Source organism: Bordetella petrii (genome assembly GCF_000067205.1).
GTDB classification, from domain to species: domain Bacteria; phylum Pseudomonadota; class Gammaproteobacteria; order Burkholderiales; family Burkholderiaceae_B; genus Bordetella_A; species Bordetella_A petrii.
On record NC_010170.1, the window covers coordinates 3,089,003 to 3,113,426 of the forward strand.

General features: G+C 69.3%; 23 protein-coding genes and 2 pseudogenes. 14 read left to right on the forward strand and 11 right to left on the reverse strand.

Annotated elements, in window-relative coordinates:
- Positions 1-31 precede the first annotated feature (31 nt).
- Together BPET_RS14890 and BPET_RS14895 are read right to left on the reverse strand one after the other, a co-directional pair.
- The gene (locus BPET_RS14890) at positions 32-478 is read right to left on the reverse strand and encodes a GNAT family N-acetyltransferase (RefSeq protein WP_012249846.1); all 447 of its coding nucleotides are present in this window, start codon (positions 476-478) and stop codon (positions 32-34) included.
- Positions 479-776: 298 nt separating this feature from the next.
- Positions 777-1,596: pseudogene (locus BPET_RS14895) on the reverse strand (NYN domain-containing protein); the annotation flags it as partial.
- Positions 1,597-1,723: 127 nt separating this feature from the next.
- On the opposite strand from BPET_RS14895, the gene BPET_RS14900 reads away from it, so the two are divergent.
- The 7 genes and pseudogenes from BPET_RS14900 (at position 1,724) to BPET_RS14930 (ending at position 7,071) form a co-directional block, all read left to right on the forward strand.
- Positions 1,724-2,077: a YciI family protein gene (locus BPET_RS14900; protein WP_012249847.1), complete on the forward strand. Its 354-nt coding sequence runs from the start codon at positions 1,724-1,726 to the stop codon at positions 2,075-2,077.
- 122 nt (positions 2,078-2,199) lie between these two features.
- A pseudogene (locus tag BPET_RS14905) lies at positions 2,200-2,576 on the forward strand (YciI family protein).
- Between the two features lie 64 nt (positions 2,577-2,640).
- Entirely contained in the window at positions 2,641-3,051 is a 411-nt protein-coding gene (locus BPET_RS14910; RefSeq protein ID WP_012249850.1) for a VOC family protein, read from the forward strand.
- A complete protein-coding gene (locus BPET_RS14915) occupies positions 3,048-4,337 on the forward strand; it encodes an RNA polymerase sigma factor (protein ID WP_041862950.1) in 1,290 nt (429 codons plus the stop codon). The genes BPET_RS14910 and BPET_RS14915 overlap by 4 nt, the downstream gene beginning before the upstream one ends.
- 132 nt (positions 4,338-4,469) lie before the next feature.
- A complete protein-coding gene (locus BPET_RS14920) occupies positions 4,470-4,874 on the forward strand; it encodes a DUF4168 domain-containing protein (RefSeq protein ID WP_012249852.1) in 405 nt (134 codons plus the stop codon).
- A 290-nt stretch (positions 4,875-5,164) separates the two neighbouring features.
- Positions 5,165-6,070, forward strand: a complete 906-nt coding sequence (locus tag BPET_RS14925; protein WP_012249853.1) for a motility protein A — start codon at positions 5,165-5,167, stop codon at positions 6,068-6,070.
- Positions 6,067-7,071 (forward strand): OmpA family protein, encoded by a 1,005-nt coding sequence (locus tag BPET_RS14930; protein ID WP_012249854.1) that lies wholly within the window; start codon positions 6,067-6,069, stop codon positions 7,069-7,071. Before BPET_RS14925 ends, BPET_RS14930 begins: the two co-directional genes overlap by 4 nt.
- On the opposite strand, the gene BPET_RS27335 is transcribed toward BPET_RS14930, so the two are convergent.
- On the reverse strand, positions 7,068-8,276 hold the full coding sequence (locus BPET_RS27335; RefSeq protein WP_012249855.1) for an ABA4-like family protein: 1,209 nt from the start codon (positions 8,274-8,276) through the stop codon (positions 7,068-7,070). The two genes, BPET_RS14930 and BPET_RS27335, sit on opposite strands and share 4 nt — an antisense overlap.
- Before the next feature lie 69 nt (positions 8,277-8,345).
- Here BPET_RS27335 and BPET_RS14940 point away from each other — a divergent pair, with 69 nt between their 5' ends.
- The 3 genes from BPET_RS14940 (at position 8,346) to BPET_RS14950 (ending at position 10,890) form a co-directional block, all read left to right on the forward strand.
- Entirely contained in the window at positions 8,346-8,969 is a 624-nt protein-coding gene (locus tag BPET_RS14940) for a TetR/AcrR family transcriptional regulator (RefSeq protein WP_012249856.1), read from the forward strand.
- Positions 8,970-8,986: 17 nt separating this feature from the next.
- Complete coding sequence (locus BPET_RS14945; RefSeq protein WP_012249857.1) at positions 8,987-9,811, forward strand: AraC family transcriptional regulator; 825 nt, start codon at positions 8,987-8,989, stop codon at positions 9,809-9,811.
- Between the two features lie 110 nt (positions 9,812-9,921).
- Entirely contained in the window at positions 9,922-10,890 is a 969-nt protein-coding gene (locus tag BPET_RS14950) for a DMT family transporter (protein ID WP_012249858.1), read from the forward strand.
- Between the two features lies 1 nt (position 10,891).
- Here the strand turns inward: BPET_RS14950 and BPET_RS14955 are convergent, their stop codons facing one another.
- From BPET_RS14955 to garD, 4 genes are read right to left on the reverse strand one after another with little or no spacing between them, the layout of a single operon-like run.
- Complete coding sequence (locus BPET_RS14955) at positions 10,892-12,652, reverse strand: ABC transporter ATP-binding protein (RefSeq protein WP_012249859.1); 1,761 nt, start codon at positions 12,650-12,652, stop codon at positions 10,892-10,894.
- Between the two features lie 5 nt (positions 12,653-12,657).
- Positions 12,658-12,876, reverse strand: a complete 219-nt coding sequence (locus BPET_RS14960; RefSeq protein WP_041862951.1) for a SlyX family protein — start codon at positions 12,874-12,876, stop codon at positions 12,658-12,660.
- Between the two features lie 23 nt (positions 12,877-12,899).
- Positions 12,900-13,550: a GNAT family N-acetyltransferase gene (locus BPET_RS14965; RefSeq protein WP_197535827.1), complete on the reverse strand. Its 651-nt coding sequence runs from the start codon at positions 13,548-13,550 to the stop codon at positions 12,900-12,902.
- 32 nt (positions 13,551-13,582) lie between these two features.
- Positions 13,583-15,145, reverse strand: coding sequence for a galactarate dehydratase (gene garD / locus BPET_RS14970; RefSeq protein ID WP_012249862.1), 1,563 nt, complete (start codon positions 15,143-15,145; stop codon positions 13,583-13,585).
- Between the two features lie 131 nt (positions 15,146-15,276).
- Here garD and BPET_RS14975 point away from each other — a divergent pair, with 131 nt between their 5' ends.
- A complete protein-coding gene (locus tag BPET_RS14975) occupies positions 15,277-16,533 on the forward strand; it encodes an MFS transporter (RefSeq protein ID WP_012249863.1) in 1,257 nt (418 codons plus the stop codon).
- Here the strand turns inward: BPET_RS14975 and BPET_RS27450 are convergent.
- The 3 genes from BPET_RS27450 to BPET_RS14985 all read right to left on the reverse strand — a co-directional run bounded on the left by BPET_RS27450 (position 16,530) and on the right by BPET_RS14985 (position 18,496).
- The gene (locus tag BPET_RS27450) at positions 16,530-16,664 is read right to left on the reverse strand and encodes a hypothetical protein (protein ID WP_269446918.1); all 135 of its coding nucleotides are present in this window, start codon (positions 16,662-16,664) and stop codon (positions 16,530-16,532) included. The genes BPET_RS14975 and BPET_RS27450 overlap by 4 nt on opposite strands.
- Positions 16,665-16,768: 104 nt before the next feature.
- Positions 16,769-18,007 carry an MFS transporter gene (locus BPET_RS14980; protein WP_231852601.1) on the reverse strand — a complete coding sequence of 413 codons (1,239 nt, stop codon included), beginning with the start codon at positions 18,005-18,007 and terminating at the stop codon, positions 16,769-16,771.
- 138 nt (positions 18,008-18,145) lie between these two features.
- Positions 18,146-18,496 carry a GFA family protein gene (locus BPET_RS14985; protein WP_012249866.1) on the reverse strand — a complete coding sequence of 117 codons (351 nt, stop codon included), beginning with the start codon at positions 18,494-18,496 and terminating at the stop codon, positions 18,146-18,148.
- A gap of 165 nt (positions 18,497-18,661) precedes the next feature.
- On the opposite strand from BPET_RS14985, the gene BPET_RS14990 reads away from it, so the two are divergent.
- Entirely contained in the window at positions 18,662-19,927 is a 1,266-nt protein-coding gene (locus tag BPET_RS14990) for an allantoate amidohydrolase (RefSeq protein ID WP_012249867.1), read from the forward strand.
- Between the two features lie 78 nt (positions 19,928-20,005).
- Here BPET_RS14990 and BPET_RS14995 read toward each other — a convergent pair whose 3' ends face one another.
- Complete coding sequence (locus BPET_RS14995) at positions 20,006-20,929, reverse strand: LysR family transcriptional regulator (protein WP_012249868.1); 924 nt, start codon at positions 20,927-20,929, stop codon at positions 20,006-20,008.
- Between the two features lie 141 nt (positions 20,930-21,070).
- Between BPET_RS14995 and BPET_RS15000 the strand changes: the two genes are divergently transcribed.
- Both BPET_RS15000 and BPET_RS15005 read left to right on the forward strand, forming a co-directional pair.
- Positions 21,071-23,188 carry a 3-hydroxyacyl-CoA dehydrogenase NAD-binding domain-containing protein gene (locus BPET_RS15000; RefSeq protein WP_012249869.1) on the forward strand — a complete coding sequence of 706 codons (2,118 nt, stop codon included), beginning with the start codon at positions 21,071-21,073 and terminating at the stop codon, positions 23,186-23,188.
- A gap of 48 nt (positions 23,189-23,236) precedes the next feature.
- Positions 23,237-24,418: an acetyl-CoA C-acyltransferase gene (locus BPET_RS15005; RefSeq protein WP_012249870.1), complete on the forward strand. Its 1,182-nt coding sequence runs from the start codon at positions 23,237-23,239 to the stop codon at positions 24,416-24,418.
- The last annotated feature ends 6 nt before the right edge of the window (positions 24,419-24,424 follow it).

Here is a 24,424-nt window from a genome sequence, read left to right on the forward strand (position 1 = left end):
TGCGGGGTCGGTAACTCGAACAAACAGCAGTTTACTGGCCGGCGTCGCCGCCGGCAGGGCGTTCCATGTGGAATTCGGCCCCGCTCTCGGCCACGACGCGGAAACCCAGCCGTTCGTACAGCCGGCGGGCGGGGTTGGTTTTGAGTACGTCGAGCTGCGCGGGCAGCCCCGCCGCGTCGGCCTGCTCCAGCACGCCGCGCAACAGGCGCGCCCCCAGCCCCTGCCCCTGGTGGTCCGGCGCCACCTGCACCTGCACCACATGCCATGCCGATGGCCCGCGATACGACTTCAACAGACCCGCCGGCGCGCCATCGAGCAATACGATCCGCGCGTCTTCCCAGTGATAGCGGATGCGCGCCAGGTGCGCGGCATCGTCGGCGGGCAGGCCGCTGCTGGCCAGGTGTTCATCCATGGTCTGGCGCCGCAGCGCCAGCAGATACGGCAGGTCGGATTCAAGTACGGGGCGCAGCGTCAGCATGACGAAAACAGCAATGAAAGAATCTGGGAAGGTGGCAGTCTACTGCGTCGGAGCCGCCCGGTCGAAATGGTCAAGGCGCGCCCGCCACATCATGCTTCAGCAGTTTTGCGGGTCCGCCGGCTGCGGCTGGGGCTCTTGCGGGCGGGCGGCGCGGCTTCGTCGGCCGCCGGCGCAGGGGCTGCGGGCTCGGGCGCCACGCCCGCCGCGGCCTCGCCCTGCCGCGAAGCCGCGGCCTTGCGGACCGGTGTCTTGCGCGAGGCCCGGCCAGCGCCACGGGGGGCCGCGGGTTCGGGCGGCGCCTCGCGGTACACATACGCGCCCGACTTCTCGTCGCGCCCGAACGCCAGCAGGCCGCGCGCCTGGGCCTCTTCGAGCAGGTTGCCGAAGGCGCGAAAGCCGTAGTACGACTCGTTGAAATCGGGCTTCCTGCGCTTGATGGCCTCTTTCAGCACCGAGGCCCAGATCTTGCCGCCATCGCCCCGCTCGGACACCAGGTCGTCGAAGGTTTCGACGGCGATCTCGATGCCCTGGGTGCGGCGCGCTTCGAGCTCTGCCTTGCGATGGGTGTCGTCGTCGCCCGCGCGCCGTGCCGCGCCGCCCGGCTCGCGCGGCACGCCGGCCTTGGGCTCGGCGCGCGGGCGCTCGCGCACCAGGTCGTCATAGAAAATGAACTCGTCGCAGTTGGCGATAAGCAGATCGGACGTCGAACGCTTCACCCCCACCCCGATCACCTGCTTGGCGTTCTCGCGCAGCTTGGACACCAGTGGCGAAAAATCGGAATCGCCGCTGATGATCACGAAAGTATCGACGTGCAGCTTGGTGTAGCAGAGGTCCAGCGCGTCGACCACCAGCCGGATGTCGGCGGAGTTCTTGCCCGATTGCCGCACGTGCGGAATCTCGATGAGCTCGAAATTCGCCTCGTGCATGGTGGCCTTGAATTCACGATACCGCTCCCAGTCGCAGTAAGCCTTCTTGACCACGATGCTGCCCTTGAGCAGCAAGCGTTCCAGCACCGGCTTGATATCGAACTTCTGGTAGTTGGCGTCGCGTACGCCCAATGCGACGTTTTCAAAGTCGCAGAAAAGCGCCATGTTGATGCTTTCCTGGGTGGCGGTCATGAGGTTCTCCGTAAGGCAACAGGCTGACGATACACCTGAATACCATGCGGGGCCTTCCATCGCCGCAAGCCGGCCGTATAAACTCGGCGAACCCGTCCCCCGGCCATCTTTCCCCGCGGAGCTTTCCATGCCCTACATGCTGCTCATCGTCGAACCCATCGGCCAGCGGGCCCAGCGCACGCCCGAGGCCGGCCGCGCCGCCTACGACAGCATGCTGCGCTACGCCGAGGGCTTGAAAGCCCGCGGCCTGCTGCAGGATGCCCAGTCGCTCAAGTCGGAGGCCGAAGGCGTGAAGCTGCAGGTGCGCGACGGGCGCCCGCGCCTGCTCGACGGCCCCTACGCCGAGGCCAAGGAAATGATCGGCGGATTTTTCTTGCTTAACTGCGCCACCCGCGAAGAAGCGGTCGCCATCGCGGCCGACTGCCCGGCCGCGCAGTGGTGCACGGTCGAAATCCGCGAACTGGGCCCCTGCTTTGCCTGATCGCGGCCCCTGACCAGGGGTTTTCCCTTATTCGACGGCTTCGAGGTCGAATCGGCTGGCCGCCCTTCGTCGTGTCCATGACAGCCGCCATACCGGCTGCTGCCCCGACCGGAGACACCCTCATGCGATTCATGATCATCGTCAAAGCCAACGCCGACACCGAGGCGGGCCGCCTGCCCGACGCCGCGCTGTTCGCCGAAATGGGCGCCTATAACGAAGCCCTGGCGCAGGCCGGCGCGCTGCTCGACGCGGCCGGGCTGCAACCCAGCTCGGCCGGCTGGCGCATCCGCTACGCCGACGGCCAGCGCAGCATCATCGACGGCCCGTTTACCGAAAGCAAAGAACTGGTGGCGGGCTACACCCTCATCCAGGCGCGCTCGCGCGAAGAAGCGCTGGAATGGACGCGCCGCTTTCCGGCCCCCATGGCCCCGGCGTCCCGGCCGAGATCGAAGTGCGGCCGCTGTACGACATCGACGACCTGCGCCGGGCTCTGGCCTGACGCCGCGCGTATCTGATTTCCGGCAGCATGACCTGCCCCGTTTCCCGCTGAACGAGCCTCTACCATGCACAAGCAAATCTTCGTGAACCTCGCCGTGGCCGACCTGCCCAAGTCCATGGCCTTCTTCCGCCAGCTGGGCCTGGATTTCGACAAACGCTTCACCGACCAGAATGCCGCCTGCCTGGTGCTGGGCGAAAACCTGTATGCCATGCTGTTGACCCGCGACTACTTCAAGACCTTCGTCAACAAGCCGCTGTGCGATCCCAGGCAAAGCACTGAAGTGCTGGTCTGCCTGTCATGCGAAAGCCGCGCCGAGGTCGACGACCTGGTCTCCCGCGCCGTGGCGGCTGGCGGGTCGGTGCCGCGCGAGCCGCAAGACTATGGCTTTATGTACGGACACGCCTTCGAAGACCCCGACGGCCACATCTGGGAACTGATGTACATGGACCCCAACGCCGAGATCCTGCAGCAATGAGTTCGCGCGATGCCGTCCACCAGGCCATCGGCGCCGTGTGGCGCATCGAGTCGGCACGGGTCATCGCCGGCGTGGCGCGCCTGGTGCGCGACGTGGGCCTGGCCGAAGAACTGGCCCACGACGCGCTGGTCACGGCACTGGAACGCTGGCCCGGCGACGGCATTCCCGACAATCCCGGAGCCTGGCTGATGACCGCCGCCAAGAACCGCGCGCTGGACCGGCTGCGGCAAGACTCGCTGCGCGCCCGCAAGCACGAGCAGCTGGGCTACGAAATGGATGCCCTGCAGGCGCATGTCGAGCCCGATTTCGTCGACGCGCTGGATGCGGCGCGCCAGGACGAGATCGGCGACGACCTGTTGCGCCTGGTGTTCACCGCCTGCCACCCGGTGCTGTCCACCGAGGCCCGCGTGGCGCTGACGCTGCGCCTGCTGGGCGGGCTGCGCACCGATGAGATCGCGCGCGCCTTCCTGGTGTCCGAGTCCACTATCGCCCAGCGCATCGTGCGCGCCAAGCGCACCCTGCGCGAAGCCGGCGTGCCGTTCGAAGTGCCGCGCGGCGGCGAGCTGGCGGCACGCCTGGCCTCGGTGCTGGAAGTGGTGTACTTGATCTTCAATGAGGGCTATGCCGCCACGGCGGGCGATGACTGGATGCGGCCGGCGCTGTGCGACGAGGCCCTGCGGCTGGGCCGCATCCTGGCCGGCCTGGCCCCTGCCGAAAGCGAAGTGCACGGCCTGGCGGCCCTGATGGAAATTCAGGCTTCACGCCTGCCGGCCCGCGTCGATGCGGAAGGACGGCCGGTGTTGCTGATGGACCAGGACCGCGCCCGCTGGGACCCGCTGCTGGTGCGCCGCGGCCTGGCGGCGCTGCAGCGCGCGCAAGAGCAGGCCGGCGCGCTGGGCCAGGGCCTGGGCCCTTATGCCCTGCAGGCCGCCCTGGCCGCCTGCCACGCCCGCGCGGCGCGCCCCGAAGACACCGACTGGCTGCGGATCGTGGAGCTGTACGACGCGCTGGCCCGTGTCGCGCCGTCACCCGTGGTGGAATTGAACCGCGCGGTGGCGGTGGGCATGGCTCATGGCCCGCAGGCGGGGCTGGCGCTGGCCGATGCGCTGGCGGCCGATCCGGCGCTGGCCGGCTACCACCTGCTGCCCAGTGTGCGCGGCGACCTGCTGGCGCGGCTGGGCCGCCGCGACGAGGCCAGCGCCGAATTCCTGCGCGCCGCGGGCATGGCGCGCAACGCGCGCGAACGCGAACTGCTGCTGGCGCGCGCCCGGGCGCTGAAGTCCTGATCCCCCTTGAAACGCCCCGTAACCCGGCCGCCCCCGAGGCCGACACATGCGCAAACATCGCAAGGCTTGTAACAGGCCCGCGGGGCTTGTCATCATGCGGTTTACGCAGTCAATTCGATTCAAGGAGGCCACATGCCGCGTTCGACCCATGCTTTCTTTGCCGCCGCCCTGCTGGCCGCGAGCCTGTCGCCCGTTGCGGCGCTGGCGCAGGCGGCTCCGGCCGCGCAACCCCCAACCCAGGCCCAGCCGGCCATCCAGCCGTCTGAAGAGCAATTGCAGAAATTTGCCAGCGCTTCGCAGAAGGTCGCCATGGTGGCCGACGAATACCGGCCCAAGCTGCAGGCCGCCAAAGACGACGCCGCGCGCGAACAGGTGTACCGCGAAGCCGATGAAAAAATGGTGCGCATGGTCAACGCCGACGGGCTGACCGTGGACGAATTCAACGGCATAGGCCAGGCGGTCGACCAAGACCCGCAACTGCGCCAGCGCGTCATCGCCATGGTGCAGAAAAAGGCCCCGGCGGCCCCGAAGCAGTAAGCGCGCGCCCCGACACAGACTTCAGGTCGGCGCCCCGCCACGCCGCCCGAGGCGTCCCCAGGTGTCTGACTCCCTCCAGGGTGTCAGACACCAAGGCGCGCAGAAGCGGTTTCCCAGTTGCCCGCCCCGTCTCAGTGGGTCAGACACCTGCCTGCCCCCTTCCCCCCCCATGTAACATCTTCCCACGCGCCGCAAACCGCCCTTTTTCGTCCCGTTCTCCGGCGATTGGGCGCGCGACCCGCTTTCTAGAATGAGCCATTACGCACCGGTTCCACGCGCAAGGCTCATTCATGAATCCATCCACCCTCATCGGCATCGTGGTCGCGCTCGCCACGCTGGCGACCGCGCTGGCTTTTTCCGCCACGGACCTGGCCCTGTACGTCAATCTGCCAGGGTTGGTGGTGGTGCTGGGGGGCACCTGCGCGGCGCTGTTCATCAGCTACCCGCTGCGCGAAGTCGTGCGCGTGTTCGCCCTGGTGCGCACGGTATTCCGTAGCGAACAACTCGATTCGCGCCGCGACATCGACGAGCTGGTCGCCATGGCGCAGCTCTGGATGAACGACGACGTGCACAAAGTCGAGCAGGCTTTACACAAGGTGTCGAACCCGTTCCTGCGCACCGGCGTGCAACTGGTCATCGACCACACGCCTGAAGACCAGATCATCGAACTGCTGCAATGGCGCATCGCCCGCCTGCGCGCCCGCGAACACGCCGAAGCGCAGATGTTCCGCATCATGGCCGGCTTCGCGCCGGCCTTCGGCATGCTGGGCACGCTGGTCGGGCTCATCAACCTGATGACGGTGCTGGGCAGCGGCGACATGGCGCTGATCGGCCAGCAACTCGCGGTAGCGCTGATGACCACGTTCTACGGCATCCTGCTGGCCAACCTGGTATGCAAGCCCATCGCCGTCAAGCTGGAACGCCGCACCGAACAGCGCCTGATGCTGATGAACATGGTGCTGCAGGGTATTGCGATGATGTGCGCGCGGCGCGGGCCGGCCGTGGTGCGCGAGACGCTGAACTCGTTCATGATGCACTTCGAAGACGAGGTCTATGACGGCGGCCCGGCTGCCAAGCCGACCAAGTCCGCTAAACCCGCCAAATCCGCCAAGCCGGCCGCGCCCAAGACTGCGGGCGGCGCCGGCAAGCCCGCCCCGGCCACGGCGCTGGGCCGCACCGCCGCCGCGCGCTCATGAGCCTGGCCGATCGCATCGACGCCCTGCGCAAGCAGCACGCGCAGCGCCGGCCCGGTCCGCGCGCCGCGCTGCCCGCGCGCCCGGCGCTGCACGCCGGCGGCCGCTTCGCGCGCTGGCACGTCGAGCCCACGGTCGAGCCGGAATCCGAAAGCTGGCTGCTCACCTACCTGGACCTGATCACCCTGCTGCTGGCCATGCTGGTGGTGCTGCTGGGCGTATCCCACTTGCCGCGCGCGTCGCAGGCGGCCGACCTGCCGGTAGAGCTGGTGGGTTCCATCGCGCGGGCCGGCGCGGCGCCCGCCGGACAAGCACCCGCGCATGCGTTGCTGGCCGCCCTGCTGCCGATGCCGGAGCTACCCGAGCAGGCCGAGCTGCCCGGCCTGGCGGCGGCCTTGCCGGTGCCGGCCACTGCACTGGCGCCCGCCGGCGACAGCCCCGCCGCACCTGCGGCGAACCTGCGGCAGACGTCCGACGACGCGGCCGGCGGCGAGCCACCCTCCGCCCCGAAGATCGAACCCGAACCCGAGCCAACACAACCCGAACCGCCCTCGATCGCCGAACTCGGCCTGGACGACCTGGGCGACGGCGTGGACGTGATCGTCAACGAGAAGTCCATCAGCTTTCGCATCAGCAACGAATTGCTGTTTCCCTCGGGCCAGGCCGTGCTCAGTCCCGCCGGCCTGGGCCTGATCAGCCGCATGGCCAAGGTCATCAACCGCAGCCAGGGCTACCCTGTCTCGGTCGAGGGGCACAGCGACCCCGTGCCGATCCAGACGCGCCAGTTCCCGTCGAACTGGGAGTTGTCGGCCGGCCGCGCCACCAGCGTCTTGCGCGAACTGGTGCGCGACGGCGTAGACCCGGGCCGGCTGCGCGCCGTGGGCTATGCAGACACGCACCCGATCGCCTCGAACGACACGCCGCAAGGCCGTGCCGCCAACCGTCGCGTGGAACTCATCATGGAAATCACGCCGGGACGCCTGGCGCCTGAAGACGGCGCCTAGTACAGCGGCAGCAGCGGCACGCCCGCATATGCCTGCGCCAGCGCCAGCGCCACCAGCCCGGCATAGGCCACGCAACCCAGCGCCATCGCCGGCACGGCGCCGCGCCAGCCAGTGCGCGCCAACAGGTAGCCGGCCAGCGGCAGCATCTGCTGCGCGTGTACCCCCAGGAAATGCGCCACCCGCAGGTCGCCGCCGGTGGCCGACCACCCCACCACCGGCAGGCCCTGCCCCGCCACGCCGCCCACCAGCGGCCCGCCGTGCATGCTGATGGCCACGCCCGCGCCGGCGCCCGCCACGAAGGTCAGCGCGAGGCCCGCGATGGCGCCCAGCCGGTAGGCAGGCGCCATGCCATGCGCGTGGCGCCACAACTGATGCGCCACCGGCAGCGCCGTGCCGGTGAACAGCAGCGCGGCGATGCCCATCAGGACGAACATTGCGGCATGGAACGGCGTGTCGGTGTTGAAGTGCGAGGCCTGCCCCAGCGCCCCCTGCCACGTGATGTAAACGGCCTCGAATCCGCCGGTTGCCAGCGCCGTCCATACCGTGGCGCGCAGCAGCCGGCTCTGGCGCCGCGCCTGCGGCAGTTCGCCGATCAACCAGGCCAGCGTCAGCGCGAACAAGCCAATGGCCGCCATGAACTTCATGGGCTTGGCCCATACGTCCACGCCAGCCAGCGTGCGCGGGTCCAGCCAGGCAGCCACGGCGGCCGGCAACAACGCGGCCAGCAGCGCCATGCCGAACATGGCCAGCAGCCGCTGGCGGTGCAACAGCAGGCGCGCGGCCCGCACCCCCCAGGGCGCGGCGCGCAGGCCGCAAAACGCCAGCAATCCCGCCGGACCGAACCAGAAAGCAAGCGCCAGGCACGGCGCCAGCAAGGGCCTGGGCAGGCCCAGGCGCAGCCCTTCGCGCACGATCCAGGTGCCCACGAACAGGTCGAACGCCAGGAAGTGATACCAGCCGGCCGTCAGCATGCCGGGGTGGCCGAACAGCGCCTGCACGGCGCCCAGCGAACCGTAGCCCCCGCCCGGCACGGGCCAGCTGGCCAGCACCAATGCCACATAGACGGCCGCCAACGCCAGGGGGATGGCCCGGCCCGTTGCTACCCAGACAGCCGCGCGCCAGCGGCCCAGCCAGGGCGATGCCGCCAGCGCCACCCAGGCAGGCAAGGCCAGCGCTCCGCCCGCGTCGAAAACTTCCTCGAACATGACCGCCCCTATCTAAACAATGTTTAGATAAAGTAGCATTGCTTTTGAACAGTGTAAAGATTCCACTTCATGCCCAGACAGAAAGCCGCCTCCGCCCACGACGCCTATCACCATGGCGCACTGCGCGACGCCCTGGTCGAGGCCACCGAGGCCATCCTGGCCGAGCGCGGCCTGGAAGGTTTCACCCTGCGCGAAGCCGCGCGCCGCGTCGGTGTGTCCGCGGCCGCGCCGCTGCACCATTTTGGCAGCGCCGCCGGCCTGCTGACCGAAGTGGCGATTCTAGGCTTCGAGGCATTGACCCGGCACCTGCGCGAAGGCGCGCGGTCCGGCGGCAATGATCCCGGCGCGCGGCTACGAGCGCAGGGCATGGGATACGTGCGCTTCGCGCTGGCCCACCCGGCCCGCTTCCAGCTGATGTTCCGCAAAGACCGCCTGACCGACGACGCGCGTCTGGCCGCCGCCAGCCAGGCCGCCTTCGCCGAGCTGGAACAGGCCATCCGCGACTACACCGATTTTCCGGCCGGGCAGCCGCTCGATGCCCCCACGCACGCCCGGCTGCTGGGCGCCTGGTCCACCGTGCATGGCTTTGCCCACCTGGCGCTGGACGGCAAGTTCGCCCCCCCGGACCAGCCGGCCGATCCGCAGGCCATGCAAGACACCTTGCGGCGCATCCTGGAGCAAGGCTGGCCCTAGCGGCCGGCCCGTTCGCCATGCAAGGCGTTCCCGCTCCGTTCGACGACCCGCGCGACCGCGCCGAGTTCCGCCATTGCGCCCAGCGCGCGGGCATCGAGCTCTACCGGGCCCACATCGTGCGCTATGCGTTCGAGCCACACACCCATGCCGCCTTCGGCCTGGGCGCCATCGAGGCCGGCGCCGAACGCTTCCGCTACTGCGGCGCTGAACACGTGGCGCCGCCGGACTCCATCGTGCTGATGAACCCGGACGAACTGCACACCGGGCGCGCGGAGACCACGGGCGGCTGGCGCTATCGCATGATCTACATCGACCCGGACGTGGTCGCCCGCGTCACCGGCGACCAGGGCTGGTGGTTCGATAGCGCCGTGCGCCATGCGCCGCACACCGCCCGCCGCATTGGCTGCCTGCTGGACGCGCTGTGGCAGGCGCGCGAGCCGCTGGCCTTCGACAGCCTGCTGCACACGCTGCTGGCCGAATTCCGCCCGCATGCCCGCATGGTCGCGCCCGCGCGAGCCGGCGCCGCGCCGCGCTTCGCGCCGGTGCTCGACTACCTGCACGCCCACCTGGCGCGCACACTGACGCTCGACGAACTGGCCGGCGTGGCGGGACTCAGCCCTTTTCACTTCTTGCGCAGCTTCCGGGCGCAGTACCACGCCACGCCCCAGCAGATGCTGATGGCATTGCGCCTGCACCGGGCCAAGTGCCTGCTGGCCGCCGGCGAGCCGCCCGCCCAGGTGGCCGCCGCCACCGGCCTGGCCGACCAGGCTCACCTGACGCGCGCCTTTGCGCGCCGCTACGGCGTCACCCCGGCGCGCTACCAGCGCCAGGTCCGCGCCTGAACCACGGGCGCGGACAGCCCGCCGCGCCATCCGCCCGCACACCGCAATCTGGTACAAGACCGCGCGCGGTCGGCCCGCATAGACTGGCCTGCCTTCAAAGCCGACCCGTCATGCTCACCGGAACCCTTTACGCGCTCGCTGCCGGCCTCATGTGGGGCCTGGTGTTCATCGGCCCGCTGTTGCTGCCCGACTACCCCGCCGCATTGCAATCGGTAGGCCGCTATCTGGCCTTCGGCGTGATCGCGCTGCCGCTGGCCTGGCTCGACCGCGGCGCTTTGCGGCAACTGGGCCGCGCCGACTGGCTCGAGGCCGTCAAGCTGGCCGCCATCGGCAACCTGCTGTACTACCTGTGCCTGGCCGGCGCCATCCAGCGCGCCGGCGGGCCGCTGCCCACCATGATCATCGGCACCTTGCCGGTGGTGATCGCCATCTCGGCCAACCTGCGCGACGCGCGGCGCGACGGCCGCCTGCCCTGGCGCCGCCTGGCGCCCTCGCTCGCGCTGATCGCGCTGGGCATCGCCTGCGTCAACCGGGCAGAGCTGCAAGCCCTGCGCGACGACCCGCACGCCGACGTGGCGCGCTACGCCACCGGCGCCGCGCTGGCGCTGGCGGCGGTGGCCTGCTGGACCTGGTATCCGCTGCGCAATGCCGACTGGCTGCGCAACCACCCCGGCCGCCGCCCCCACACCTGGGCCACCGCGCAAGGCCTGGCCACCCTGCCCCTGGCGCTGGCGGGCTACGGCGTGCTGTGGCTGGGCATGGCGCTGCTCGGCAGCCCGTATCCCATGCCGCTGGGGCCGCGCCCCGGCGTGTTCATCGGCCTCATGGCCGCCATCGGCCTGCTGGCCTCGTGGGTGGGCACGCTGTGCTGGAACCAGGCCAGCCAGCGGCTGCCCACTGCGCTGGCCGGCCAGTTGATCGTTTTCGAAACACTGGCCGCCCTGGCCTATGCGTTCATCCTGCGCGGCCAGGCGCCGCAGCCGCTGACGCAACTGGGTATCGCCCTGCTGGTGCTGGGGGTGCTGCGCGCCGCCCGCGTCAAGCCCGAGCCCGCGCCGGGACGACAGGCCGCCGGCTGACCTACGCGGCCGCGGCCGGCGGCGGCCGCTCGCCGATCTGCTGCCGCCACATGGCGTAGTACAGCCCGGTGCGCGCCAGCAGTTCGGCATGCGTGCCGCTTTCCACGATGCGCCCTTTTTCAAGCACGAAGATGGTGTCGGCGTGCATGATGGTCGACAGCCGGTGCGCAATCAGGATGGTGATCTGCGTGCGGCTGGCCGAAATGCGCCGCACCGTATCCGATATCTGTTCTTCGGTCAGCGAATCCAGGGCCGACGTGGCTTCGTCGAAGATCAGCAGGCGCGGCCGGCGTATCAGGGCGCGCGCGATCGACAACCGCTGCTTTTCGCCGCCCGACAGCTTCAGGCCCATTTCGCCGATATGCGTGCCCAGCCCGTCAGGCGACTTCTGCAACAGGTAGCCGCACGCCGCCTGTTCCATGGCCGCCACGATCTCGTCATCGGTAGCGTCGGACTTCACCAGCCGGATGTTGTCGCGCAGCGTGCCGGCGAACAGGTAGGGTTCCTGCGTCACCAGGCCCACCTGCCGGCGCGCGCGGTTGTAGCGCAGCGCCTTGGTGGAAATATCGTTGTAGAACACCTCGCCGACCGCTGGCGTGTACAAGCCCAGCAACAGCTTCACCAGGGTCGACTTGCCCGAGCCCGACGGCCCCACGAAGGCAATGGTGTCGCCCAGCCCCGCCGAAAACGAAACCCCGTCCAGCGCGTTGCTGGCCGCGCCCTTGTGGCGGAACGCCACATTGGCAAAGCGCACGTGCGTAATCGGGCCGCTGTCCTGCGGCGACTCGGGGCGCCGGTCGATGGGCTTTTTCATCAGCGCCTCGAAGCTCGACAGCGATGCATCGGCTTCGCGGTACGCCAGGATGATATTGCCCAGTTCTTGCAACGGCGCGAATATCGCCACCGAAATGAACTGCATGGCAATCAGCTCGCCAGTGCTCAGCACGTCGCGAAAAATCAGCCACAGCAGCGCGAACAGAATCGCCAGCTTCAGCATGCTGAGCGTCACGCCCTGCAGGAATGACAGTAGCCGGATGCGCTTGACCTTCTGCATTTCCAGCTCGAAGATGCGCACCGTCTGGGCCTGCAGCCGGCGGATCTCGGGAAAAGTCAGGCCCAGGCTCTTTATCAGTTCGATATTGCGCAGCGATTCGGCAATGAAACCCGAGCTGCGATTGGTTTCGCGCACGATGGAACGCTGCTGGCTCTTGATCTCGCGGCTCAACAGACCGGTCAGACCGCCCAGCACCAGCACCCCGATCAGGAACACTGGCACCAGCAGCCAGTGCCGCGTCACCGCGTACCAGACCAGGAAGCCCATGCCCACCGCCGCGGCGAACACGGTGTTGATGAACGAATTGATGAAACGCTCGCTGTCGCTGCGCACCTTCTGCAGCAGCGACAGCGTTTCGCCGCTGCGCAGGTCTTCGAATTCCTGGAATTTCAGGCGCAGCGCCTGGCGCAGGCCGTCGTTGAACAGCTGCGTGCCGAACTTCTGCACCACCAGGCGCGTCACGTATTCCTGCAGCGCCTTGGCCAGCCGCGACAGCACGGCAATCAGCACCGCCAGCGCCAGCAGGCCCAATACGCCCGACACCAGCTCGTCGTCGGTCTTGCCGCCGCGATTGATGGCGTATTCATCGATGATCTTGCCGAAAATAATCGGGTCGATCAGCGCCAGCACCTGGCTGGCGCCGGCCAGCAACAGGGCCAGCACGGCCAGCCGGCCATGCGGGCGCAGGTAGGCCCACAGTATCCGCATCGGGCTCAGTAATGCGGCGGCAGCTCGTCGCGCAGGCTGCGAAAGCCCGCGCCGGCGCTGTCCGGCATCTGCTGGCGCAGTTCGGCCAGCTCGCGCAGCAGGCGGTCGATCTGCTGCTGCTGGCGGAACAGCGCCTGGTTCAACTGGTCTAGCATGTCATCGGCCAGGCCCAGCTTGATCTCCAGGTCGGCCAGGCGTCGTTCGGTATCAACAGGTTCGGTCATCGATATGCGCATCCAAAGCGAAGTCAGTCGCGCGCCAGCCGGCTGCGCGGCCGGCCCTGCGCGTCGAAATTGCCGGGCGCCAGCCAGGCCTGCATTGCGGCCCGCCGCGCCGGCCACTCATCGGCCAGCAACGAATGCCAGGCCACGTCGCCGCGCCGGCCCTTCACGTTCACCGCCGAGCGCCACACGCCTTCGGGCTTGAACCCGTAGCGCCGCGCGGCGCCGGCGGAAGGCTGGTTATCGGCCATGCAGCGCCACACCATGCGCTGGTAGCCCAGTTCATCAAAAGCATAGCGCAGCAGCAGGAACACCGCCTCGGTCGCGGCGCGGCTGCGCTGCAGCGCGGGGCTGAACCAGATGCTGCCGATCTCGATGGCTGCGTCTTCGGGGTAGATGTCGCAAAGCGACACCCAGCCCAGCGCCGCCATGCCCGGGCGCGGGCACACCGCCCAAAACGGCTGGTGCGCGCGGCCGGCCAGCTCGCGCACCTGCGCCCGCAAAGCGTCGCGGCTGGCAAAGGGACCATAGCGCAGATAATGCCACGACGCCTCGGCGCCCTGAGCGGCCTGCCACAAGGCATCCACATGGGCGTCGCCCAGCGGCTCCAGCAGCGCCGCGTCGCCCTCGAAGCACAGACGCTCGGGAAACCGCGCGGCGGGCGTCGCAATAAGCACGCCGCCGCCAGGGCAACTTGCCGGCGCGGCGCTCATGTCACCGGGCCCGGGTTGAACAGCGCCAGCGCATTATGCAGCTTCAGCTTCTCGGCACAGGTCTGCCGCCGGCCGCTGGCCACGTCCAGCATCAGACGAAACAATTCCCAGCCCACATCCTCGATCGACGCCGCGCCAGTGGCGATGCGGCCGGCGTCCACATCCATCAGGTCGTGCCAGCGGCGCGCCAGGTCGCTGCGCGTGGCCACCTTGATCACCGGCACCTGCGCCAGGCCATAAGGCGTGCCGCGTCCGGTGGTAAAGACGTGCAGGTTCATGCCGGCCGCCAGTTGCAGCGTGCCGCAGATGAAATCGCTGGCCGGCGTGGCGCAGAACACCAGCCCCTTGCTGCTCAGTTTTTCACCTGGCGACAGCACGGCGGAAATCGGCGCGGAACCCGACTTCACGATCGAGCCCATGGCCTTCTCGACAATATTCGACAGCCCGCCCTTCTTGTTGCCCGGCGAGGTATTGGCGCTGCGGTCGGCCATGCCCAGGCTCAGGTAGCGGTCGTACCAGTCCATTTCGCGCACCAGCGCTTCGGCCACGGCCGGGGTCGCGGCGCGGGCGGTAAGCTGGTCGATGCCATCTCGCACTTCGGTGTTTTCCGAAAACATCACCGTACCGCCGGCGCGCACCACCAGGTCGGCTGCAAAGCCCACCGCCGGGTTGGCGGTCAGCCCCGAAAACGCATCGCTGCCGCCGCACTGCACGCCCACGACCAGGTCCGACACCGGACAGGGCTCGCGCCGCCGGCGATCCAGCACGGCCAGGTGCTTCTCGGCTGTCTGCATGATGGCGCGGATCATCGACTCGAAGCCGACGTTTTCTTCGTCTTGCAGGCAAACGGTATCCACTTCGCCGCCCGTGTCCGCGCCCGCGGCAATGGGTATGGCGCCGGCCGGCATCAGGCGGTCGGGCTGCAGCTTTTCGCAGCCCAGGCTTACCATCATGGCCGTGCCGCCGAAGTTGGGATTGCGGCTGATGTTGCGCAGCGTGCGTATAGGCACCGCCGCGCCCGGCGCGTCGATGGCCACGCCGCAACCGTAGGTGTGTTCCAGGCCCACCACGTCGTCCACATTGGGATAGCGGGGCAGCAGCTCGGCCTTGATGCGCTGCACGGCATGCTCGACCACGCCCTGCACGCATTGCACCGTAGTGGTAATGGCCAGAATGTTGCGCGTGCCCACCGACCCGTCGGCATTGCGATACCCCATGAAGGTATGGCCCTCCAGCGCAGGCATGGGCGGCGCTGCGCGTGTAGCCATGGGCAGGTCGTGCAGCGCGCGGGCCGTGGGCAGCGTGGTAACCCGCTCGTTGACCCAGCTGCCGCGCGGCAACGCCTTGGCCGCATAGCCCACGGTAACGTTGTAGCGCACCACCGGATCGCCCTCGGACAGGTCCGCCAACGCCACCTTGTGGCCCTGCGGAATCGCCTCGCGCAGCACCAGTCCGTCCGGCAGTTCAGCGCCGGCCGGCAGGCCGCCATCGTTGACGATGATGGCGACGTTGTCGGCATCGTGGACTTTGATGTACAGCGGGCGTGCGGCGACTGTCATGCGCGGGATCCTGGAAAACACAAGGCGGCACACGCCGCCAATGGCCCATTATCGCAGTTCCCGCCAGGCGGCCTTGCGGCGTGAATTACAGTGCAACGAACCGGAGGCGTGCCCGTGCGCCGGCCCCTAGCATGGCGGCTTCCCAGCCACCGGCCGCCTTCATGCCCGCGCCCCCGCTCCTGCCTTCCGCCTTCCGCCGCCTGGCGTGGTCCAACCTGTGCGCGCAGTTTTCCGAACAACTGGCCCTGGCGGCCGCGCCCCTGGTGGCCGTACTGGCGCTGGGCGCCAGCGCTGCGCAGACCGGCTACCTGCAAACCGCGCAGACCTTGCCTTTCCTGTTGCTGTCGTTGCCGGCCGGCGTGCTGGCCGACCGCGTTTCGCGGCGCGGCCTGATGACCGCCGCCGAGGCGCTCCGCGCCGCGGCACTGCTGGGCCTGCTGACATTGCTGTGGATGCGGGCGTTGAACCTTGCCTGGCTGGCGGCGCTGGGCTTCGCGGGCGCCATCGGCACCGTGGTCTACAACGTGGCCGCTCCGGCGCTGGTGCCCACGCTGGTGCCGGCCGCACGGCTGGGGGCCGCCAACCGCTGGCTCGAACTGGCGCGCAGCAGCGCCTTCGCCGCCGGCCCCGCGGTGGGCGGCGCATTGGTGGGCACCATGGGCGCGCCGGTCGCCTATATGCTGGCCGCCGCCCTCTCGCTACTAGCTGTCATGTGGCTGGCCGGCCTGCCCGCCAGCTCCGCGCCGGCGCGCCGCCACCAGCATCCACTGCGCGAGCTCGCAGAAGGCGCTCGCTACGTCGCCACGCATGCCTTGCTGCGGCCCATATTGATCACCGCGATCTTCTTCAACACCGCCTGGTTCATCCTGCAGGCCATCTACGTCGCCTACGCCATCGACGCCCTGGCCCTGGACGCTGGCCAGGTCGGGCTGACACTGGGCGTCTACGGCGCCGGCATGGTCGCGGGCGCGCTGGCCGCGCCGTGCCTGGCGCGCCGCCTGCCCTTTGGCGGCGTGATCGCCGCCGGCCCGCTGGCCGCGCTGGTGGCTGCCGCGCTCATGCTGGGCACCCTGGCCTGGCCTTCGGGCCTGCTGGCGGGCGCGGCGTTCTTCCTGTTCGGCGCGGGGCCCATCCTGTGGACCATCGCCACCACCACGCTGCGCCAGGCCGTCACGCCCAACGCCATGCTGGGGCGGGTATCGGCCATCATCGTCACGGCCACCTTCGGCGCCCGCCCGATCGGCGCGGCGCTGGGCGCCCTGCTGGCGGCGCGCTACGGCACTGCCGCCTGCCTATGGGCCATGGCGGCGGGGTTCGTGGTGCAATTCGGCGTGCTGTTCAGCTCGCCAGTGCGGCGCCTGCGGGAAGACGGCCTCCGGCTACGCTAGTCCCGGCTTTCCAGGCCCATGGCGATTCCCAGCGCCACGCCGATGCCGATGCCCATGGCAATGTTGTCCAGGGCGACGCCGATGGCCGCGCCTATGGCAATGCCTACGGCGAGTGACGTGCCTTTCTTCATCAGTGCAGAATAGCATTCGCGCGCGGCCCGACACCGCCCTGCCGCCATCACATTGCGGCGCCCGGCGTGAGCGCTTCCCACCAGCACCGCGGGGCCGTGGGCGCCTATGCTACCGCCTGCGCATGCCGGCGCTGCCGCCCCGCCAGCAGCACCGCCGCCGCGCCCAGCTGCATCAACGCCGCCGCTACGAACAGTAGCCCGTCCTGCCCGAACGCGGCGCCCCATTCGCGCAGCAGGCCAAACAAGGCCGGCGCGAAGGCGTAGCCGGCCTGGCCCGCCGCCGTCACCCAGGCCACCACCCGCGCCACGTCCGCCGGCCGGAAATCGGCCTGCGCAATCAAGGGCGGCAGCGAAGTCACATTGCCCAGACCCATGCCGAACAGGCAGCACCCCAGCACCATGCCGGCGCCCGACGTGCCCGCGCCCAGCAATACCATGGAACCCAGCGCCTGCAAGCCCAGGTTGAATGCCGCGGCCTTGCGGCGGTCCATCTGCGGCGACATCACCCGCCCCAGCACCAGGCGGCCGCCAATGGCGCAGGCGGTAGCCAGGCCCATGGCCGCCCCGGCCGGCCCGCTGCCCAGCACCGGTGCCAGCATCGAGAACAGATGCGCCACCAACCCAACCTGCGCGAACAGCCCCAGCGACGCGCCCAGCGCCAGGGTGCGCAGCCGCCTGTCGCGGCGCGGCGCGTCCAGGGCCGCCGCGTGCGCCACAGGCGCCGGGGTAGCGGCGCGGGCGGACTGCGCGGCATCGCCGTCGGGCGCCACGCCCAGCGCGGCGGGCGTCTGCCGCAGCATGCCCCAGGCCAGCCCGCCAATCACCACCAGCATGGCCGCCGCCACGGCCATCACCGCCGTGCCGAATCCCATGGCGGCGATCAGCGCCACCCATAAAGGCGAGAACACCACCCCGCCCAGGCTGGCGCCATTGAAAGCCATGCTCAGCGCCGCGGGCCGGCGGCGCTCGAACCATGGCGAGACCATGGCGTTGAGCGCCGCACCGCTGGTCATGGCCCAGCCCGCGCCGCTGAACAAGGCCGCCAGATACAGTTGCCAGGGTTCGCGCGCATGCCCCCAGCCCAGCAGGCCCACCGCCGTCAGCAGCGCGCCTGCGCCGGTGACCGCCGCCACGCCGTAGCGGCGATGCAGTGTGCCCAGGCTCGCCACCACGCCGGAACCGCACAGAAAGTGCACCGTAATGGCCGACGACACCAGCGCCACCGACCAGCCGCGCGTCGCATGCAGCACGCCCAGGAAGATGGGCGGCCCATAAAACCCGATACCCCAGGCGAACAGCGCAATGGTGAACGCGGCCGCCACCACCCGCCAGCCAAAGAACATGCGTGGTCGAACAGCCCGCGACATCGCCTGCCTGGATTTCTGCATCATTTTTTCCTGGTCACCCATACCAGGCCTGGAGTCTGCCCGCCCCCGGGCCGCCAATGCTGCGGCCCATGTCGAAACATCGCGCGTCCGGTTCTAGTGGGACGCGCCGTCATATTTCTGCAGCGCCAGGGCATCAAGGTCAATGCCCGGCACACAGCGCAGATTGACCGCCCGCACCGGCGAGCCATCGGGGTTCGCGCCATAAGCCACGGGCTCGGTGCCGCAATGGCGGCAGAACCGGTGGTCGATCTTGTGGGTATTGAACCGGTACGACTGCAGGTCGTCCGCGCCCGCGTCCAGCGTGAAAACGTCGGCCGGAAAAAAGCTCAGCAGAAAGCCTTTGCGGCGGCAGTGCGAACAGTTGCAACTGATGGCCGAACTGGGGAGATCGGCATCGACGGTAAAGCGCACAGCGCCGCAATGGCAGCTACCCTGGAACGGCATTTTGGTCTCCTGGTGTATGAAGAAACGGCCCGGTACTGCTGCCAGCCGCGCGGCGGCTCAAGCAGAAAGACAATCATCGTGCAGTCGCCCTGGCGCGTACCGGTATTCTACGGCGCGCACGCGATGGTATAAGCAAGAACTCATCCACCCACCCCTCGCGCGCCCATGCCCGACTCCACCGCCACCGCCGTATACGGCGACCCCGTCATGGCCCACGCCGACACGCTGGCGCAATGGTCCGATCACCCTGACAACCTGACCTGCACTTACCTCACGCCCGCGCACCGCGCCACCGCGCGCCAGCTGGAAACATGGATGCGCGAAGCCGGGTTCGACACGGTGCGGCAAGACGCGGTGGGCAACGTCATCGGCCGCTATCGCGCCGACCCCGTCGTCTCCGATCCGAAACTGGTGGCCACCGGCAGCCACTACGACACCGTGCGCAACGGCGGCCGGTACGACGGCCGGCTCGGCATCCTGCTGCCCATCGCGGTCGTGGCCGAACTGCACCGCAGCGCCCGGCGCCTGCCGTTCGACATCGAGGTCATCGGCTTTGCCGAAGAAGAAGGCGTGCGATACGGCGGCTCGTTCTTGGGCTCGTCGGCCTACATCGGCGAATTCGACGCGGCCCAGCTCGACCGCCGCGACGCCGACGGCATCACCTTGCGCCAGGCCATGCAGGACGCCGGGCTCGATCCCGCCCAGGCCGCCAGCCAGCGCGCCGATCCGCGCCTGCACCATTACTTCGAAGTGCACATCGAGCAAGGCCCGGTGCTGCACCAGCGCGGCCTGCCGCTGGGGGTGGTCACGTCCATCGCCGGTTGCGTGCGGCGCCAGCTGGTGCTGACCGGCGCGGCCGGCCACGCGGGCACCACGCCGATGGACCTGCGCCGCGACGCGGCCTGCGCGGCCGCCGAAATCGTGCTGGCGGTCGAAACGCGCTGCCGGCAGGAGCCCGGCCTGGTCGGCACAGTGGGCATGCTGCAAGTGCCTGACGGCTCGATCAATGTCATGCCCGGCGCCTGCCACCTGACCCTGGACGTGCGCGCCGCGCGCGACGCCGAGCGCAACCAGGCGCTGGCCGACATCGACGCGCGCATCCAGGAAATCTGCGCCCGCCGCGGCATCGACCATGCCTCGCAGGAACTGATGCGCGTGCCCGCCTCGCCCTGTTCGCCCGCCCACCAAGAACGATGGCGCCAAGCCGTGGCCGCGCAAGACCTGCCTGTGCTGGACCTGCCCTCCGGGGCCGGCCACGACGCCATGCTGCTGGGCCGCAAGGTGCCGGTCAGCATGCTGTTCGTGCGCTGCGGCAACGGCGGCGTCAGCCACAACCCGCAGGAAATCATGACCGCCGCCGACGCCCAGCTGGCCGGCCAGGCCGTCATGGACTTCCTCATCCGCTGCGCGTCCGATATCGAAGCAGCTTAGGTTCACCGCCCGTGGTGCCGCGCGGCCAGCCGCAGGCCGCGGCACCACGCAAGAAACAACCCACCCCGGCCGCCTCGCCTACCGCGGCGGCAACAATCCCGGCCGGCCTTCGTGCGCCGCATGCGCCTTGTCCACGATGAATTCAATCAGCATGGAGATCGCGCGCGGATGGTGGCGGCTGGGCATATACAGCAAATACATGCTGCGCCCGAAAATGCTCAGGCGCCAGTCGTTCAGCGCAGTCAGCAGCCGCCCCTGCGCCACATCTTCGTACACCACGTAATCGGGCACCACCGCCACCCCCAGCCCCGCCAGCGCGGCATCGCGCAGGAACGGGTAGTTGCGTGACGCGATGGTCGGGTCCAGCGTCACCTGCTGGCGCTGGCTGCCCTGGTACGCCGACAGCCGCAACGGGCGGCCGATGACGGCGGCGCTGATCACCGGCGCGCCGCAAAGGGCCTCGGGCCGCTGCGGCAACCCGCGCCGCGCGGCATAGGCGGGCGAGGCGCAAACCACGTAACGCACCCTGCCCAGCTCGCGCGCCACCAGGTGGCCTGGCGGTTCAGACGTGATGCGCACCGCAATGTCCACTTCTTCGCGCAGCAGGTCCTCTACGCTGTTCTCGAACAGCACGTCCAGCACAATGCCCGGGTAATTGCGCTTGAACTCCAGCAACCAGGGCGCCATGACGAACTGCCCGTAGCCGCTGGGCACGCTCAGGCGCACGCGGCCCTGCGGCGTCTTGCCCAGGGTTTCAACGGATTCGTGCGCCGCGGCCAGCTCGTCGCGGATGCTGCAGCCGTGCCGGTACAGCTTCAGGCCGATTTCGGTAGGTTCGACCCGGCGCGTCGTGCGCCGCACCAGCTGCATGCCCACCGCGCGTTCCAGCTGCCCCAGGTGGTAACTGACATTGGCGCGCGTCATTTTCAAACGGCGCGCGGCTTCGCTCAGGTTGCCCGCATCCAGGATTTCGACCAGCAAGGTCAACGCTTTCGTGTCCATAGCGCAAGATTGTCAAATTTTCTTGTACGCAGTGTCAACTCTTGATGCCATTGTCAAGATTAACTTGCTGATCAAGAATAAAGAGCTAATTACGCCCCACACCAGACAGGCCCCGCGGCCTGCATCCCGGAGACAGCATTTATGGCAGAAAGCGCGCCCCACGGCGCCGTTGCCTCGCAACGGCACGACGGCATCCTGGTTCTTACCATCGACCATCCCCCCGTAAATGCGCTCAGCGCCGACGTGCGCCGCGGCCTGGCCGACGCCATCCAGGCCGCGCAGTCCGACGCCGCCATCCAGGCCATCGTGCTGGTGGGCGCCGGACGCAACTTCATCGCCGGCGCCGATATCCGCGAATTCGGCAAGCCGCCCCAACCGCCCGCCCTGCCCGACGTCTGCAACGCCATCGAAGCCAGCGCCAAGCCGGTCATCGCCGCGCTGCATGGCGCCGCGCTCGGCGGCGGCCTGGAAATCGCCCTGGCGGCGCATTATCGCGTAGCCCTGCCGGGCGCCAGGCTCGGCCTGCCCGAGGTCAACCTGGGCCTGCTGCCTGGCGCCGGCGGCACGCAGCGCACGCCCCGCCTGGCCGGCGCCGCGGCTGCGCTCGACCTCATGCTCTCGGGCCGGCACGCCGGCACCGACGAGGCCCTGTCGTGGGGCCTGATCGACCGCATTGGCGCCGGCGCCGATGCGCAGGCCGCCGGCCTGGACTACGCCCGGGAACTGCTCGCCCAAGGCGCCGGCCCGCGCCGCACCCGCGACGCCGCCGGTCTGGCCGACCGCCCGGCCGCGCAGGCCGCCATCGACGCCGCGCGCGCCCAGGTCCAGTCGCGCCAGCGCGGCCTGTTCTCGCCCGCCAAGATCGTCGATGCCGTGCAGGCCGCGCTCGATCAGCCCTTCGACGAAGGTCTGCGCACCGAGCGCGCGCTGTTCCTGCAATGCCTCGACAGCCCGCAGCGCGCGGCGCTGGTCCATGCCTTCTTCGCCGAACGCGAAACCGCCAAGGCCCCCGAAACGCGCCAGGCCCGGCCCCGGCCGCTGGAACGCCTGGGCGTGATCGGCGGCGGCACCATGGGCGCCGGCATCGCGGTTGCCATGCTCGATGCAGGCTTGCCGGTCGTCATGGTCGAACAGAACGACGAAGCCCTGGCGCGCGGCCGCGCCCGGGTCGAGCAGGTGTACGACCTGCTGGTCAAGAAGGGCCGCCTGGACGCCGCCGGCAAGGCCGAGCGCATGGCGCGCTACACGGGCGCCACCCGCTACGAAGCCCTGGCCGACGCCGACCTCATCGTCGAAGCGGTATTCGAAGACATGGACGTCAAGCTGGCGGTATTTGCCGAACTCGACCGCATCGCCAAGCCAGGCGCGGTGCTCGCCACCAACACCTCGTACCTGGACATCAACCGCATTGCCGCCGCCACGAGCCGGCCGGGCGACGTGCTGGGCCTGCATTTCTTCTCGCCGGCCAACATCATGAAGCTGCTCGAGATCGTGGTGGGCGCGAACAGCGCGCCCGACACCGTGGCCACCGGCTTCGAACTGGCGCGCCGCCTGCGCAAGACGCCGGTGCGCGCCGGCGTGTGCGACGGCTTCATCGGCAACCGCATCCTGGCCGTGTACCGCCAGGCCGCCGACCTCATGCTGGAAGACGGCGCCTCGCCCTACCAGATCGACGACGCCGTGCGCGCCTTCGGCTACCCCATGGGGCCGTACCAGGTGGCCGACCTGGCCGGCGGCGACATCGGCTGGGCCACGCGCAAGCGCCGCGCCGCCACGCGCGACCCTCGGCTGCGCTACGTGCAAATTCCCGACCGCCTGTGCGAGCGCGGCTGGTTCGGGCAAAAAACCGGCCGCGGCTACTACCTGTACCCCGATGGCGCGCGCACCGGCACGCCCGACCCCGAAGTGCTGGCCATCATCGACGCCGAACGCCAGCGCGCAGGCGTCACGCCGCGACAGTTCACACAAGAAGACATCCTGCGCCGCTACCTCGCCGCCATGGTCAACGAAGCGGCCAACGTGCTGCGCGAAGGCATCGCACTGCGCCCCCTGGACATCGACGTGGTGTTTTTGTCGGGCTACGGTTTCCCGCGCTTTCGGGGCGGGCCGCTGCACTACGCCGACCAGGTCGGCCTGCCGCGCATCCTGGCCGACATCCGCGAGTTCGCCCAAGAAGACCCGCACTTCTGGCAGCCGTCGCCGCTACTGGTCGAGCTGGCCGATAGCGGTCGCGGCTTCGACAGCCTGAACCGCGCCTGACCCAAGCCTGAAGCGCCGCCCCGTCCTTTTCTTTCTGGAATTCACACCATGCGCGAAGCCGTCATTGTTTCCACCGCCCGCACGCCCATCACCAAGGCCCACCGCGGCGAATTCAACCAGACCCCAGGCCCCACGCTGGCCGCCTACGCCGTGCGCGCCGCCGTCGAGCGCGCCGGCATCGACCCGGCCCAGATCGAAGACGCCATCATCGGCTGCGGCTACCCCGAAGGCACCACCGGTCGCAACATCGGCCGCCAGGCCGTAATCCGCGCCGGCCTGCCCACCAGCGTGGCCGGCGCCACCGTCAACCGCTTCTGCGCGTCGGGCCTGCAGGCCATCGCCAGCGCCGCCGCGCGCATCGTCATGGACGGCGCGCCGGCCATGGTCGCTGGCGGCGTCGAATCGGTCTCGCACATCCGCACGCGCGACGACCCCAACGCCGGCATCGACCCCTGGATCCTGCAAAACAAGCCCGAGCTCTACCTGCCCATGATCGAAACGGCCGACATCGTGGCCGCGCGCTACGGCATCAGCCGCGAAGCCCAGGACCGCTACAGCGTGGAAAGCCAGCGGCGCACCGCCGAAGCCCAGGCGGCCGGGCGCTACCGCGACGAGATCATCGCCGTCACCACCACCATGGCCGTCACCGACAAGGCCACCGGCACGGTCACCCAGCGCGAAGTCACCATCGACGCCGACACCTGCAACCGGCCCGGCACCACCTATGAAAGCCTGGCCAAGCTGGAACCCGTGCGCGGCGCGGGCCAGTTTGTCACGGCCGGCAATGCCTCGCAGCTGTCGGATGGCGCCTCGGCCTGCGTGCTGATGGAAGCGCGCGACGCCGAGCGCGCCGGCCTGCAGCCATTGGGCGCCTTCCGCGGCCTGGCGGTGGCCGGCTGCGAGCCCGACGAAATGGGCATCGGCCCCATCTACGCCGTGCCGCGTCTGCTGGCCCGCCACGGCCTGAAAGTCGACGACATCGATCTCTGGGAACTGAACGAGGCCTTTGCCTCGCAAACGCTGTACTGCCAGCAGACCCTGGGCATTCCGCTGGAAAAGCTCAACGTCAATGGCGGCGCCATTTCACTGGGCCACCCGTTCGGCGTGACGGGCGCGCGGCTGGCCGGCCACATCCTCATCGAAGGCCGCCGGCGCGGCGCGCGCCACGCCGTGGTCACCATGTGCGTGGGCGGCGGCATGGGCGCGGCCGGCCTGTTCGAAATCTATTGAACACGA

Excerpts from the sequence above, each read along its gene's own strand:
- BPET_RS14890 (WP_012249846.1), bottom strand. The coding sequence starts at position 478 with ATGCTGACGCTGCGCCCCGTACTTGAATCCGACCTGCCGTATCTGCTG.
- BPET_RS14900 (WP_012249847.1), top strand. The coding sequence starts at position 1,724 with ATGCCCTACATGCTGCTCATCGTCGAACCCATCGGCCAGCGGGCCCAG.
- BPET_RS14910 (WP_012249850.1), top strand. The coding sequence starts at position 2,641 with ATGCACAAGCAAATCTTCGTGAACCTCGCCGTGGCCGACCTGCCCAAG.
- BPET_RS14915 (WP_041862950.1), top strand. The coding sequence starts at position 3,048 with ATGAGTTCGCGCGATGCCGTCCACCAGGCCATCGGCGCCGTGTGGCGC.
- BPET_RS14920 (WP_012249852.1), top strand. The coding sequence starts at position 4,470 with ATGCCGCGTTCGACCCATGCTTTCTTTGCCGCCGCCCTGCTGGCCGCG.
- BPET_RS14925 (WP_012249853.1), top strand. The coding sequence starts at position 5,165 with ATGAATCCATCCACCCTCATCGGCATCGTGGTCGCGCTCGCCACGCTG.
- BPET_RS14930 (WP_012249854.1), top strand. The coding sequence starts at position 6,067 with ATGAGCCTGGCCGATCGCATCGACGCCCTGCGCAAGCAGCACGCGCAG.
- BPET_RS27335 (WP_012249855.1), bottom strand. The coding sequence starts at position 8,276 with ATGTTCGAGGAAGTTTTCGACGCGGGCGGAGCGCTGGCCTTGCCTGCC.
- BPET_RS14940 (WP_012249856.1), top strand. The coding sequence starts at position 8,346 with ATGCCCAGACAGAAAGCCGCCTCCGCCCACGACGCCTATCACCATGGC.
- BPET_RS14945 (WP_012249857.1), top strand. The coding sequence starts at position 8,987 with ATGCAAGGCGTTCCCGCTCCGTTCGACGACCCGCGCGACCGCGCCGAG.
- BPET_RS14950 (WP_012249858.1), top strand. The coding sequence starts at position 9,922 with ATGCTCACCGGAACCCTTTACGCGCTCGCTGCCGGCCTCATGTGGGGC.
- BPET_RS14955 (WP_012249859.1), bottom strand. The coding sequence starts at position 12,652 with ATGCGGATACTGTGGGCCTACCTGCGCCCGCATGGCCGGCTGGCCGTG.
- BPET_RS14960 (WP_041862951.1), bottom strand. The coding sequence starts at position 12,876 with ATGACCGAACCTGTTGATACCGAACGACGCCTGGCCGACCTGGAGATC.
- garD (WP_012249862.1), bottom strand. The coding sequence starts at position 15,145 with ATGACAGTCGCCGCACGCCCGCTGTACATCAAAGTCCACGATGCCGAC.
- BPET_RS14975 (WP_012249863.1), top strand. The coding sequence starts at position 15,277 with ATGGCGGCTTCCCAGCCACCGGCCGCCTTCATGCCCGCGCCCCCGCTC.
- BPET_RS27450 (WP_269446918.1), bottom strand. The coding sequence starts at position 16,664 with ATGAAGAAAGGCACGTCACTCGCCGTAGGCATTGCCATAGGCGCGGCC.
- BPET_RS14980 (WP_231852601.1), bottom strand. The coding sequence starts at position 18,007 with ATGTTCTTTGGCTGGCGGGTGGTGGCGGCCGCGTTCACCATTGCGCTG.
- BPET_RS14985 (WP_012249866.1), bottom strand. The coding sequence starts at position 18,496 with ATGCCGTTCCAGGGTAGCTGCCATTGCGGCGCTGTGCGCTTTACCGTC.
- BPET_RS14990 (WP_012249867.1), top strand. The coding sequence starts at position 18,662 with ATGCCCGACTCCACCGCCACCGCCGTATACGGCGACCCCGTCATGGCC.
- BPET_RS14995 (WP_012249868.1), bottom strand. The coding sequence starts at position 20,929 with ATGGACACGAAAGCGTTGACCTTGCTGGTCGAAATCCTGGATGCGGGC.
- BPET_RS15000 (WP_012249869.1), top strand. The coding sequence starts at position 21,071 with ATGGCAGAAAGCGCGCCCCACGGCGCCGTTGCCTCGCAACGGCACGAC.
- BPET_RS15005 (WP_012249870.1), top strand. The coding sequence starts at position 23,237 with ATGCGCGAAGCCGTCATTGTTTCCACCGCCCGCACGCCCATCACCAAG.